This is a genomic window from Kitasatospora sp. NPDC032121 (assembly GCF_055580145.1).
The window spans coordinates 44674-56266 of the sequence record NZ_JBVILX010000013.1 but is presented as its reverse complement, the minus strand read 5'-3'; the positions used below and the strand labels follow the sequence as shown (position 1 = coordinate 56266).

The 11593-nt window shown below is 72.3% G+C and carries 11 protein-coding genes and 1 pseudogene; 9 read left to right on the top strand and 3 right to left on the bottom strand.

The genetic code is table 11. The annotated features are described in order from the left end of the window. Positions 1 to 17: 17 nt before the first annotated feature. Entirely contained in the window at positions 18 to 722 is a 705-nt protein-coding gene (locus ACZ5OX_RS27145) for an SDR family oxidoreductase (protein WP_392882958.1), read from the bottom strand. Positions 723 to 803: 81 nt separating this feature from the next. Continuing rightward, entirely contained in the window at positions 804 to 1853 is a 1050-nt protein-coding gene (locus ACZ5OX_RS27140; protein WP_465633705.1) for a ketoacyl-ACP synthase III family protein, read from the bottom strand. A gap of 271 nt (positions 1854 to 2124) precedes the next feature. Between ACZ5OX_RS27140 and ACZ5OX_RS27135 the strand changes: the two genes are divergently transcribed. The 8 genes from ACZ5OX_RS27135 to ACZ5OX_RS27100 all read left to right on the top strand — a co-directional run bounded on the left by ACZ5OX_RS27135 (position 2125) and on the right by ACZ5OX_RS27100 (position 9485). Further along, a complete protein-coding gene (locus tag ACZ5OX_RS27135) occupies positions 2125 to 2397 on the top strand; it encodes an acyl carrier protein (protein ID WP_449793396.1) in 273 nt (90 codons plus the stop codon). Next, on the top strand, positions 2390 to 3613 hold the full coding sequence (locus ACZ5OX_RS27130) for a beta-ketoacyl-[acyl-carrier-protein] synthase family protein (RefSeq protein ID WP_465633703.1): 1224 nt from the start codon (positions 2390 to 2392) through the stop codon (positions 3611 to 3613). The genes ACZ5OX_RS27135 and ACZ5OX_RS27130 overlap by 8 nt, the downstream gene beginning before the upstream one ends. Continuing rightward, positions 3610 to 4776 carry a beta-ketoacyl synthase N-terminal-like domain-containing protein gene (locus ACZ5OX_RS27125; RefSeq protein ID WP_465633702.1) on the top strand — a complete coding sequence of 389 codons (1167 nt, stop codon included), beginning with the start codon at positions 3610 to 3612 and terminating at the stop codon, positions 4774 to 4776. Before ACZ5OX_RS27130 ends, ACZ5OX_RS27125 begins: the two co-directional genes overlap by 4 nt. Positions 4777 to 4820: 44 nt before the next feature. Then, on the top strand, positions 4821 to 5801 hold the full coding sequence (locus tag ACZ5OX_RS27120) for an AfsA-related hotdog domain-containing protein (RefSeq protein WP_465633701.1): 981 nt from the start codon (positions 4821 to 4823) through the stop codon (positions 5799 to 5801). A gap of 35 nt (positions 5802 to 5836) precedes the next feature. Next, positions 5837 to 6505 carry an HAD family hydrolase gene (locus ACZ5OX_RS27115; RefSeq protein ID WP_392882972.1) on the top strand — a complete coding sequence of 223 codons (669 nt, stop codon included), beginning with the start codon at positions 5837 to 5839 and terminating at the stop codon, positions 6503 to 6505. 36 nt (positions 6506 to 6541) lie between these two features. Continuing rightward, positions 6542 to 7744 (top strand): cytochrome P450, encoded by a 1203-nt coding sequence (locus ACZ5OX_RS27110; RefSeq protein WP_449793392.1) that lies wholly within the window; start codon positions 6542 to 6544, stop codon positions 7742 to 7744. A 246-nt stretch (positions 7745 to 7990) separates the two neighbouring features. Continuing rightward, on the top strand, positions 7991 to 8746 hold the full coding sequence (locus ACZ5OX_RS27105) for an AfsR/SARP family transcriptional regulator (RefSeq protein WP_465633841.1): 756 nt from the start codon (positions 7991 to 7993) through the stop codon (positions 8744 to 8746). 28 nt (positions 8747 to 8774) lie between these two features. Beyond that, complete coding sequence (locus ACZ5OX_RS27100) at positions 8775 to 9485, top strand: 4'-phosphopantetheinyl transferase family protein (protein WP_465633699.1); 711 nt, start codon at positions 8775 to 8777, stop codon at positions 9483 to 9485. Positions 9486 to 9579: 94 nt separating this feature from the next. Here ACZ5OX_RS27100 and ACZ5OX_RS27095 read toward each other — a convergent pair. Continuing rightward, a pseudogene (locus tag ACZ5OX_RS27095) lies at positions 9580 to 9744 on the bottom strand (ArsR/SmtB family transcription factor); the annotation flags it as partial. 179 nt (positions 9745 to 9923) lie between these two features. Between ACZ5OX_RS27095 and ACZ5OX_RS27090 the strand changes: the two are divergent. After that, positions 9924 to 11504, top strand: coding sequence for an MFS transporter (locus ACZ5OX_RS27090; RefSeq protein ID WP_465633698.1), 1581 nt, complete (start codon positions 9924 to 9926; stop codon positions 11502 to 11504). Positions 11505 to 11593: the final 89 nt, after the last annotated feature.

The window sequence follows — 11593 nt, the reverse complement described above, 5'->3', positions numbered from 1 at the left end:
GGGCCGAGGCCGTGGCGTCAGATGCCCATGCCGATGCCGCCGCCGACCGGGAGGACCGCGCCGGTGATGTAGCTGGCCTCCTCGCTGGCGAGGAAGCGCACGGCGGCGGCCACCTCGCGGTCGGTGCCGGGGCGGCCCAGCGGGGTCATCTTCATGGTGTCGCGCATCCGCCGGTCGGACAGCGACTTGGTCATGTCGGTCTCGATGATGCCCGGGGCCACCAGGTTGACGGTGATGCCCCGCGACCCCAACTCCCAGGCCAGCGACCGGGCGAAGCCCAGCAGCGCGGTCTTGGTGGCCGCGTAGTTGGTCTGGCCGGGCGAGCCGAGGAAGCCGAGCGCGGAGGAGAGCAGCACGATCCGGCCGCGCCGCTCGGCGAGCATGGTCGAGGCCGCGGCGCGCACCGTGCGGAACACGCCCCGCAGGTTGACGTCCAGCACCTCGTCGAAGGCCTTGTCGTCCATCCGCAGCAGCAGGGTGTCCCGGGTGATGCCGGCGTTGGCGACCAGCACCTCGACCGGGCCCTGCTCGCGGGCGACGGTCTCCAGCGCCTCCTCCACCGAGGCCTGGTCGGTGACCTCGCAGCGCACCCCGAGGAAGCCCTCCGGGACGTCACCGCCCCGGTGGCCGACCGCGACCCGGTCGCCGTCCGCCGCCATCGCACGGGCCACCGCCAGACCGATGCCGCGGTTGGCCCCGGTGATGAAGACTGATCGAGACATGGTTCGTGGGTCGCCTTTCGTGAGGTGGTCGTTCGGTGCGGCCCGCCGAACCGGCGGCGGGCGTGCGGCGCACTGGCGCGGTCAGCGCTCCGGGGCCTGGACCAGCAGGCAGGACCAGGTGAAGCCGGCGCCCGCGCTGAACACCAGGGCGGCCTCGCCGGGGGCGAGCACGTCCGCCTCCAGCAGGTCCGCGAGGCCGGCCACCGCGTCGCCCGCGCCCAGGTGGCCGGTGGCGCGGCCGAAGTCCAGCGGCTCGGCGGAGGTCTCCTCCGCGAGGATGGTGAGCCAGGAGTCCTGGAGGGTCTTGCGGCCGAAGCGGGGCAGGACCGCGTAGCGCAGCCGGGGGTCGCCAGGGTGCATGCCGGCGCCCTCCAGGGCGTCGGTGATGATCATGCGGATGCTGCGCCGGTTGACCTCGACGAACCGCTCGTTGCCGTGTTCCCGCAGGTAGGCGCGCTTGGTGATCCGCATGTCGACCCGGTCGCGCACGCCGCGCGAGACGGGGGCGAAGGGGTCGACGCCCCGGTGCATCGCCTCCAGCTCGGCGGCGGCGGTGCTCGCCGTCGAGCGCAGCAGCAGCCCGTCGTCGGCCTCCGCGCCGGGGCCGCTCAGCACGACCGCGGTGCCGCCGTCACCGTAGGCCACGCCGTAGTCGCTGGCCCAGCGGTCGAAGCCGGGCGCGGTGAAGCGGTCGGCGGTGGTGACCAGGGCGCGTCGGGGGGTGTCCCCGGCGCCGGCCGAGGTCAGGTAGGTCGAGGCGAGCTGGATGGCGGTGCTTCCACCGTTGCACACCTGCTGGATGCCGATGGGCAGGGCCCGGTCGGCGCCGATCCGGTGCGCGATGTAGTGGGCGGGCGACCACAGGTCGTGCCCCTGGTAGTACATGCTCGCGTGGAAGGTCAGGTCGAGTTCCTTGGGCGCGATGCCGACCGTGTCCATGGCCTTGCGGGCGGCGGCGACCGCCATGTCGGGTGCCGTCTCCTCGACGGCGGCGGGGACGTCCTCGTGACCGAGGTCCCGGGCGTGCCGGGGCGTCAGCCGGCCCTCCTGGACCGCGCACTCGACGCGGTCGCGTTCCTCGGGGAGCCACAGTGCCGCGGCCGTAATGGTCACCGGTTCCGCCAGCCTCATCCCCGACCTCCTTCCGGAATTCGCTCTGCGGGTACTTCCCGGCCGAGTCTGCGGCGCGCAGATAGAAACCGGTTAAAAAAACGGCACCGACGTCCGGTCGAACGGCCCGAATGTGTCGATTTGGGTCATGTCACCTTAGACACATGGCCGCCTGCAACTATCGACGGGTTGCCGCCCCCCCGGTCGCTGGATTCGAATTGCGGGGAACTCGCCGACCTGCCGGGAAAGATCTCCGGAGGGTCGGACGTGACCAATTGAGGGGAAGAGGAATATGGGCAACAGCCAGCTTCCGGGCGAAATTCGGGAGAAGATCCGCGAAATCGTCGCCGAGGTGCTCGAAGCGGACATTGCCGACCTCACCGACGAGCAGAGCTTCGTCGACGACCTCGAGGCCGACTCGCTCCTGGTGATCGAGATCATCTCGCGCTTCGAGCGCGACCTGCACATCAAGATCCCCAAGGACGACCTGTCCGAGCTGGACACCCTGCCCGAGGCCTACGAGCTCGTCGCCAAGCACTACGTGGGCGAGGCCGTAGGTGCGTAACAGGGCGTCCCGGCGGGTCGTCGTCACCGGGCTCGGGGCCGTCAGCGGCCTCGGGCTCGGGGCCGGGGAACTGATCGAGGGCATCCGGCACGGCCGCAGCGGCATCGGTCCGATCGAGCAGTTCGACCCGACCGGCTTCGAGCACACCCTGGCCGGTGAGGTCCGCGGCTTCGACCCGTCGGACCACCTGCGCCGCACCACCCCCGAGCGCTGGGGACGCAGCGGCCAACTCGCCGCCGCCGCAGGGAGGATGGCCGTCGAGGACGCCGGCCTGGACACCGCGGCCGGGCTCCCGGACGGGGGCGTCAGCTGCTTCGGCACCACCAACGGCGAGTCCCAGGCGGTCGAGCACGCGGTGGCCCGCTGGGTCGCCGACGGGCCCGCCGCCCTGCGGCCGGAGCAGATCGCCCGCACCGAGCCGGGCAACATCGCCGGCGCGGTCTCCGCCGAGCTGGGCCTCACCGGCGAGTCGCTCACCTTCGGCACGGCGTGCGCCGCCGGCAACTACGCCATCGGCTACGCCTACGACCTGATCCGCTCCGGCGAGGCCGACTTCGCCGTCTGCGGCGGCGCGGACGCCTCCAACCGGGCCACCCACGCGGGCTTCCACGCGCTCGGCGCCCTCGCCGAGACCGTGCCGCGCCCCTTCGACGAGCACCGCGACGGCATCGTCACCGCCGAGGGCGGCGCGGCGCTCGTCCTGGAGCCCCTCGACGAGGCGCTGCGCCGCGGCGCGCGGATCTACGCCGAGGTGCTCGGCTACGGCATGACCTGCGATGCCAAGCACATGACCAACCCCAACGCCGCGACCATCGCCGAGTGCGTGCGGATCGCGCACGCCAACGCCGGGGTCGAGCCGGGGGACGTCGACTACATCTGTGCGCACGGCACCGGAACCCGGGCCAACGACGTCACCGAGGTGAGCGCCGTGCGCGAGGTGTTCGGGGAGACCCTGCCCCCGATCAGCTCCGTCAAGTCGATGCTCGGGCACACCATGGGCGCGGCCGCGGCCTTCGGCGCGCTGGTGTCCTGCGCCGCCCTGCACGAGGGGTTCCTGCCGCCGAGCGCGACGCTGCGCACGGTGGACCCCGAACTCGGCGAGGTGGACGTCGTTCCCGGCACCGCCCGGGCCGCCGCCCCCCGCGTCGTGCAGAACCACGGCTTCGCCTTCGGCGGCAACAACGCGGTCCTCCTGCTAGGGAAGGTCGAGGCATGACCGGAACCACTCTGCTCGAAGCGGCGCCGTCCGCCCGCCCGGCCGACGAGCGGGAGCACACCGAGCCGTCCGTCCTGCCGATCGACATCCTCGGCCACGCCGTGTTCAGCGCCGCCGGCCACGGGGCGGCCCCGATCGCCGCCGCGCTGGCCCGGCCGGAGCCGCCGGCCGGCGCGCCCGGCGAGGACTGGCCGGAGCTGGCCGTGCGGCCGGTGGCGGACTTCGACCCGCAGGCCGTCCTCGGCCGCAAGGGGCTGTCCCGGCTGTCCCGCACCGACCAGCTGGTCATGGCGGCCTGCGTGCTCGCCGCGGACGGGACCGTCGCCGGGTCGACGGCCCGTACCGGCATCGTGCTGGGCACCACCGTGGGCAGCTCCGGCGCCCAGGAGGTGTTCTTCCGCGACACCTTCGTGCAGGAGCGCCCGTACCTGGTCAACCCGTCGGCCTTCCCCGGCACGCTGATGAACTCGGCGGCCGGCAAGACCGCGATCCGGCTCGGGTTCACCGGGATCAACGCGACCGTCTCCGGCGGCCCGCTGGCCGCCCTGCACGCCCTGCGCTACGCCCGGACCGCGCTGGTCAACGGCCACGCGGACCGGCTGCTCGCGGGCGGCGTGGAGGAGCTGTCCGCGGCCGCCGCCTGGTCCTGGCGGCAGAGCGGCGCGCTGCGCCCGGAGTCGGCCCTCGGCGAGGGCTGCGGCGTCTTCGTGCTGGAGCGCGAGGGGGCGCGGGGCGAGGACCGCGGCGTCCTCGGGCAGCTGCTGGCCTGCGAGAGCGGCCACGCCGACCCGGTCGTCGACGGCCCGCTCGGCGTGGCCGCCCGGCTCGCCGCCGTGGTGCGCCGCGCGCTGCGGCGCAGCGGACTGCCGGCCGACGAGCCGGTGGCCGTGGCCCCGGGCGCGGCGGCCCGGCGCGGCTGGTCCGCGGTCGAGCGGCGCGCCCTGTGCGAGGCCCTCGGCGCCGTCCCGGCGGAGCGGATCGTCCGCACCGACACCGCGCTCGGCGAGACGTACGGGGCCTCCGTCGCCCTGCAGCTGGCGGCCGTCCTGGGCCGCTGGCAGGCGGGGCAGGCCGCACCGGGGGAGCGGGCGGCCGTGCTCACCGCGGTCGGCCCTGACGGGTCCGTCGGCGCCGCGGTGATCGCCCGGCCCGACCCGCGCTGAACTCCCGTCCGCGCATGTCCACCGCACCGATCTGGAGAACTCTCATGGAAAGCACGTCTCTGCTCGACCCCTCGGACCGGACCGAGGAGGCCCCGGCCCCGCTGGCGTACGAGCAGACCGTCCCCCGCAGCCTGGTGCACCGCTGGTCGCTCTCCGAGGTGTTCCTGACCGGATCGCGTGCGGTGGACGGGCGGCGGTTCCAGGCCGCCGCCCAACTGCCGCTGTCCCACGGGTACTTCAGGGACCACCCGGGCCGTCTCGACCACCACGACGTGCTGCTCGTGCTGGAGGCGTGCCGACAGTCCGTCACCGCCGCGGCCCACCTCCACCAGGGCGTCCCGGCCGCCACCACCTTCATGGTGACCGCCTGGACCCTGGAGATCACCGACCCGGACGCGCTGGCGTGCGGAACCCGCCCGGGCGAGCTGGCCATCGACGGCGACGTCACCGGCCGGCACGAGCGCGGCGGGCGGCTGCGCCGGCTGGAGTTCGCGATGGACCTCAGCCTGGACGGCAAGCCGCTCGGGCACCTCACCATGGACGTCCGCTCGACCGCGACCGACCAGTACCACAACCTGCGCTACATGCAGCGCGGCAGCGAGGTGCCGACCGCCTTCGGCCTGTCCGCCGACCCGATCGGCGAGCCGGTCGACCCGGCCGCGGTGCGCCGCCTCGACCCGGTGAACGCCGTCCTCGACGACGTCCGCCGCGAGGACGGCGGGCTGTCCGCGGTGCTCAGCCCGCGCACCTTCCGCAACCGCAGCATGTACGACCACCCGTACGACCACGTCCCGGCGATGGTCTTCAGCGAGGCCGCCCGCCAGTGCGCGCTGCTCCTGGCCGACGGCGCGGAGGGCGCCGGCCGGGTGCTGCGACTGGACGGCTCGTTCGACCGCTTCGCCGAACTGGACCAGACCGTTCGGCTCACCGCCGCGCCGGATCCGGACCGCGGCGCCACCTCCTACCTGTTGCGGGCGGTGCAGGGCGAGCAGGCCGTGGCATCCGTCTCCGTCACGCTCGCCTGACCCGTTCACACCACCTCCTTTCGGAAGGCATCACCATGTCCCACCTGTCCATGGTCTGGTTCGACTTCGGCGGCGTCCTGTCCCCGCCGCTGGAGCGCATCTACGAGGCGTACGAGGTCAAGACCGGCATCAGCCCCCGCCAGCTCAAGGCCGCGATCAAGGGCGTCGCCGACGAGATGGGCCTGCCCACCATGGCGCCCGTCGAGGTCGGCGTGATCAGCGAGCCCGAGTGGGGCCGCCGGCTGGCCCGGGTGCTGGCCGAGCAGAACCCCGGCATCGACCTGTCCCGGGCCGAGCTGGAGACCTTCGGCCGGCAGTGGTTCGACGGCATCAAGGCCAACCCGGTCATGGTCCGGGCGTACCGGTACATCCAGGACAACGGCGTGCGCGTCGGCGTCCTGTCCAACAACGTCACCGAGTGGGGCCCGTACTGGAAGGCGATCATCGCCCCGGTCGGCGAGGTCGACGTCCTGATCGACTCCTCCGAGGTCGGCCACCGCAAGCCCGACCCGGAGATCTTCGAGATCGCCGCCAAGACCGCCGACGTCTCGCCCGCCGAGTGCCTGCTCATCGACGACGTCGAGGAGAACCTCGCCGCCGCCCGCGCCCAGGGCTGGAAGACGGTGCTCTACCAGAACGACGAGCAGACCCTCGCCGACCTGCACGCCGCGACCGGCCTCGCCGGTCTGACCGACCTGCTCTGAGCCCGCCCGGCCGGACACCCCGGAGGAGCCACCACCATGACCACCTCAGTCGACGCGTCCGTCTCGGTCACGGACATCCCGGGCCTGGACCCGACGCCGCTGTACACGCCGGTGCCCGAGCGCTCGGCCGGCGGCCTGCCGCAGATCGCGCTGCCCAGCGGCCACCACGCCGTGCACCTCACCCGCTACGCGGACGTGCACAAGGCGCTGACCGACCCGACCTACGGCCGGACCGAGACCAACGTCGAGGGCGGCCCGACCTTCTTCCCCACCACCCTGCCGCCCGAGATGCTGATCAACCTGGACGGCCAGGACCACTCCCGGCTGCGCCGGTTCGTCACCGCGGACTACAGCGCCAACGCGGTCGCCAAGCTGCGCCCGTACCTGGACGAGGCGATCACCCGCAGCTTCGCCGAGCTGCGCGCCCAGGAGCGGCCCGACCTGTACACCGCCGTCCTGGACCGGGTGCCGATCGAGCTGACCTGCCACTTCCTCGGCATCCCGGTGGAGGACGTGGCGTACTTCCGCCCGCACTCCCGCACCATCCAGATGGCGCTGCACGACGACGTGCCGCAGCTGGTGGAGGACTTCTTCACCGCGTACAACTACGTCGCCGACATGGTCGCCGGCAAGCGCCCCTACGTCCCGGGCGGCCTGATCGAGAAGTTCATCCAGGGCCGCGACGAGACCGAGCCGCCGCTGGAGGACAAGGAGCTCGTCGGCATCATCTTCACCGCCGTGGTGTCGGTGGACCAGAACGTGCTCTCGGTCCTGGCCAAGGCCGCCCACGTGCTGCTCAGCGCGCCGAGCCTGTGGCAGCGGGCCGTCGCCGATCCCGAGGTCATGCCGCAGCTGGTCGAGGAGATCATCCGACTGGTCCCGCTGGGCCGGATGTCCACCTTCCCGCGGGTCGCCCACCGGGAGGTGGTGACCTCCGAGGGAACCATCCACGTCGGCGACCTCGTCTACGCGGACGCCTTCCTCGGCAACCGTGACCCCGAGGTGTACGAGAACCCGCTGGTCATCGACCCGGACCGGAAGGGCAAGCGCCACCTGCAGTTCGGCTACGGCATGCACCACTGCCTCGGTGCGGCGCTGGCCCGCCTGGAGATCGCCGAGATCCTCGGCCGTCTGGTGCGCGAGTTCCCGACCCTGACGCTGGACGGCGACCCGGCCGACCTGGTCTGGGACGAGGGCGCGCTGCTGCGCCGTCCGACCGGGCTGCCGGTGCGCTGGTAGCCGCACGGTGCCGCGGGGGAAGCCCTCCCGCGAGGACGCACCCGGGCCCCGTCTGCTGGCAGGCGGGGCCCGGGTGCGTCACGTGTGTCACCCGGCATGTTCCTTTGGACGTACCCGGGGTGGCACCTGAGGAGCAGATCCATTGAGTCCCCCGGTGCGGGACCGATATTTTCTTGAAGCGTCGGCCGGGGGGCAGACGAGATCCCGCCATCGCGCGGGAACCACGGGGGATACATGTCGGACGTGATGCGTGTCGATGTGCTGGGCACACTGGAATTCCGTTTCACCGACCGGGTCTTCGCGCTTCGAGGGCCCAAACTGCGAAAAGTACTGGCCCTACTCGCACTGCGGGCGAACGAGGACGTGAACATCGACGTGATGGCGCATGAACTGTGGGGGGAGAATCAGCCCGCCACCGCCGTCATGACCGTCCGCACCCACATTTACCACCTGCGGAAGTGGTTCGCGGCCGTCCCGGTCGCGGAGGAATGCAAACCGCAGATCGCCAGCCAGCCGTACGGCTACCGGCTGGAGATATCCGAGGAGCACGTCGACGCCACGGAGTTCCGGCTCCGCTGCGCCTACGGGTCCAAGCTGCTGGACGCCGGCCGGGTGGACGCGGCCGCCGAGACCTTCGGCCAGGCGCTGGCACTGTGGCGCGGCCCGGTGCTCACCGATGTGCGGCACGGCGCCGTGATCGAGCAACTCGCCTCGGAACTGGGCGGGTTGCGCGAGCGGGCGATCGAGCAGCGGCTGGAGGCGGACCTCGACCGCGGGCGCCACCGGGACGTCGTCGAGGAGCTGCGGCTGCTGGTCGCGGCCCAGCCGTTCAACGAGTGGCGGCACGCCCAGCTCATCCGCGCCCTGCACGCCTCCGGCCGCCGGGTCGAGGCGCTCGGGGCCTACCAGTCGCTGCGCACCCTGCTCAACCGCGAGCTGGGCGTCGAGCCCTCCGGGGACGTCCAGCGGCTGCGCACCGAGATCCTCCGGGGCGTCGCATGAGATCCGGCCAGGAAGGACGTGACATCCCGTGATCGAGGAACTGCTGTCGGGGCCGGTCGTCGGCGCCGAATCGTTCGACACCGCGCAGGAGGCGGCCCTCTTCCCCGAGGAGGAGAGGTGGGCCGCCCCGATGGCCACCGCCCGGCGGGCCGGGTTCACCACGAGCCGCGACTGCGCCCGGCAGGCGATGGTCCGGCTCGGGCTGCCGCCGGCCCCGATCCTGCGCGGCCGCTCGGGCGAGCCGCTCTGGCCGAGCGGGCTCACCGGCAGCATGACCCGCACCCGCGGCTACCACGCCGCGGCCGTCGCCCCCTCCCTGGACATCCTGGCGATCGGCGTCGACGCGGAGCCGAACCAGCGGTTGGGCAACAGCGACGCGCTGCCGCTGCTGTCGCTCGCCACGGAGCGGGCGTGGGTCGGCACCCTGTTCGAGCGGCGGCCCGAAGTCAGCTGGGACCGGCTGCTGTTCAGCGCCAAGGAGTCCGTCTACAAGGCGTGCTTCCCGCTGGTCGGGCCGTTGGGCTTCGACGACGTGCTGATCACGGTCGACCCCCGGGACGGCACCTTCCGGGCCCGGGTCAGGCTTCCGGGGCCGGCTGGGCGGGACTCCCGCTCGACCCTGCTGACGGGCCGCTGGCTCGCCCGCGACGGCCTGATCGTGACCGCGATGGTGCTGCGGCGTCCGAGTCGTCGGCGGCGTCGTGCTCCGGATCTGGCCCGGGTGGCGGGTTTTGGCTGATCAGGTCCAGCAGCCCGGGGAAACGCGACTCCAGGTCCTCCCGTCGCAGGTGCGCCTTCCTGCTGTTGCCCCGGTTGATCTGCAGGACCAGCCCGGACTCGCGCAGGATTCGGAAGTGGTGGCTGAGCGTGGACTTCGAGACCCCGAGGTCGAAGGACAGACAGGTGCGCTCGGTGCCGTCCGGCAACCCCACGAACTCCTGGATGACCTTGTACCGCAAGGGATCTGACAGAGCGTTCAGGATTGTCGGAAGCTCCATCTCGTCTCGGCTCGGGTGACCCTCCGCGTCGACCATTCTCCTCCGCCTCCCTGTCGCTCGTGGCCTCAACTCGTAGGCCAGGTTTGACTTGCATCATACCTCCGCTCCGTGCAAGCCTTAGGTTCTATAAGAACCGAACCTAAGGTTCGGAGCCCTCCGGAACGGGAGCTTCCCCAACCATGGCTGCACAGACCGAATCCCCCCTCGTCGGGGAAGACGCCGGATCCCAGGCGTCAGGGCGCCAGCGGCAGACGCTGATCCTGGTCGCCGTCCTTCTGGCCGTCTTCGTCGTCCCCACGTCCATCTCCGGCACCGGTGTGGCGCTGCCGTACATCGGCTCCGACCTGGACGCCGACCTGGTGCCCCTCCAGTGGGTCGTCAACGCCTTCAACGTGGCGTTCGCCTGCTTCACCCTCGCCTGGGGTTCCATCGCCGACATCATCGGCCGCGTCCGCGCCTTCGCCCTCGGCGCCACGATCTACGCGGTCGCCTCGCTGGTCAGCGTCTTCGCCGGCAACGTGATCCTGCTGGACGCCGCCCGCGCCCTGGCCGGCATCGGTGGCGCCGCGATCTTCTCCTGCGGTGCGGCGATGCTCTCCACCGTCTTCGAGGGCCCCGCCCGTGGCCGGGCGTTCGCGCTCTTCGGCACCGTCGCCGGCATCGGCGTCTCCTTCGGCCCGTCGCTGTCCGGCGCGCTGATCGAGAACGCCGGCTGGCGCTGGGTGTTCGCCGTGCACGTGATCGTGCTGGCCCTGGTCCTGCTCGCCGTCCCGACCATGAGCCGCGCCGTCCAGGAGACCCGCACCGAGGGTGCGCGCATCGACGTCGTCGGCTCCGCCCTGTTCATCCTCGCCATGCTGCTGCTCACCACCGGCATCGCGCAGGGTTCGCAGTGGGGCTGGGCCAGCCCGGGCGTGCTCGGCCTGTTCGCCGGCACGATCGTCGCCCTCGCGGTCTTCGCCGCGGTGGAGAAGCGCAAGGACCACCCGATGCTCGACCTGAGCATCGTCACCAACCGCCGCTTCATGGCGCTCTGCCTGGTGCCGGTGGCCGGCTCCTTCGGCTTCGTCACCATGCTGACCTACCTGCCCAGCTACCTCACCGCCGCCGGTGGCTACTCCAGCGGCTCGGCCGGTGCGATCATGCTGATGCTCACCGTCCCGATGCTGATCCTCCCGCTGGTGGCCGCCAAGCTCGTCGCCAAGGGCGTCTCCGCGATGGGCATCATCTACCTGAGCCTGGTCTTCCTGGTGGTCGGCGCCGCCGGCCTGGAGCTCTACAAGCCCGACGTCAACCTCGGCCTGGTCGCCCTGCCGATGCTGATCGTGGGCGCCGGCTACGCCCTCGCCGCCGGCCTCGTCGACGGCAAGGCCCTGGAGCTCGTCGCCCCGGAGCGCGCCGGCATGGCCGCCGGTTTCCTCAACACCATGCGCCTCGGCAGCGAGGCCATCGCCGTGGCGATCTACGGCTCGCTGCTCGCCACCGTCATCAGCGGCAAGACCCAGGACAGCATCGCCAGCTACGCCGGCGCCGGTGACGCGACCACCGTCGCCGGGACCGTCGCGAGCGGCAACATCTCCGGCCCGGCCGGCGACGTGGCCGAGGCGCAGCGCGGCAGCTTCACCGACCTCCTGGTCAACGCCTACGACGGCGCCTTCCACACCGTCCTGTGGGTGCTCGGTGGCATCTGCCTGGTGCTGCTCGTGCTCATCGCGCTGCTGCTGAGCGGCCGCAAGACCGAGCAGGCGAACGCCAACTGACCCCGCGGCCGCTTCCGGAGCGGCCCGCGGCCCCCGACCCGGTCGGGAGGCGCCTACACCCCCGGGGCGCCTCCCGACCGGTCCCAGGG

Coding starts and splice junctions, on each gene's coding strand:
- ACZ5OX_RS27145 (WP_392882958.1), bottom strand. CDS start 722: ATGTCTCGATCAGTCTTCATCACCGGGGCCAACCGCGGCATCGGTCTG.
- ACZ5OX_RS27140 (WP_465633705.1), bottom strand. CDS start 1,853: ATGAGGCTGGCGGAACCGGTGACCATTACGGCCGCGGCACTGTGGCTC.
- ACZ5OX_RS27135 (WP_449793396.1), top strand. CDS start 2,125: ATGGGCAACAGCCAGCTTCCGGGCGAAATTCGGGAGAAGATCCGCGAA.
- ACZ5OX_RS27125 (WP_465633702.1), top strand. CDS start 3,610: ATGACCGGAACCACTCTGCTCGAAGCGGCGCCGTCCGCCCGCCCGGCC.
- ACZ5OX_RS27120 (WP_465633701.1), top strand. CDS start 4,821: ATGGAAAGCACGTCTCTGCTCGACCCCTCGGACCGGACCGAGGAGGCC.
- ACZ5OX_RS27115 (WP_392882972.1), top strand. CDS start 5,837: ATGTCCCACCTGTCCATGGTCTGGTTCGACTTCGGCGGCGTCCTGTCC.
- ACZ5OX_RS27110 (WP_449793392.1), top strand. CDS start 6,542: ATGACCACCTCAGTCGACGCGTCCGTCTCGGTCACGGACATCCCGGGC.
- ACZ5OX_RS27105 (WP_465633841.1), top strand. CDS start 7,991: ATGCGTGTCGATGTGCTGGGCACACTGGAATTCCGTTTCACCGACCGG.
- ACZ5OX_RS27090 (WP_465633698.1), top strand. CDS start 9,924: ATGGCTGCACAGACCGAATCCCCCCTCGTCGGGGAAGACGCCGGATCC.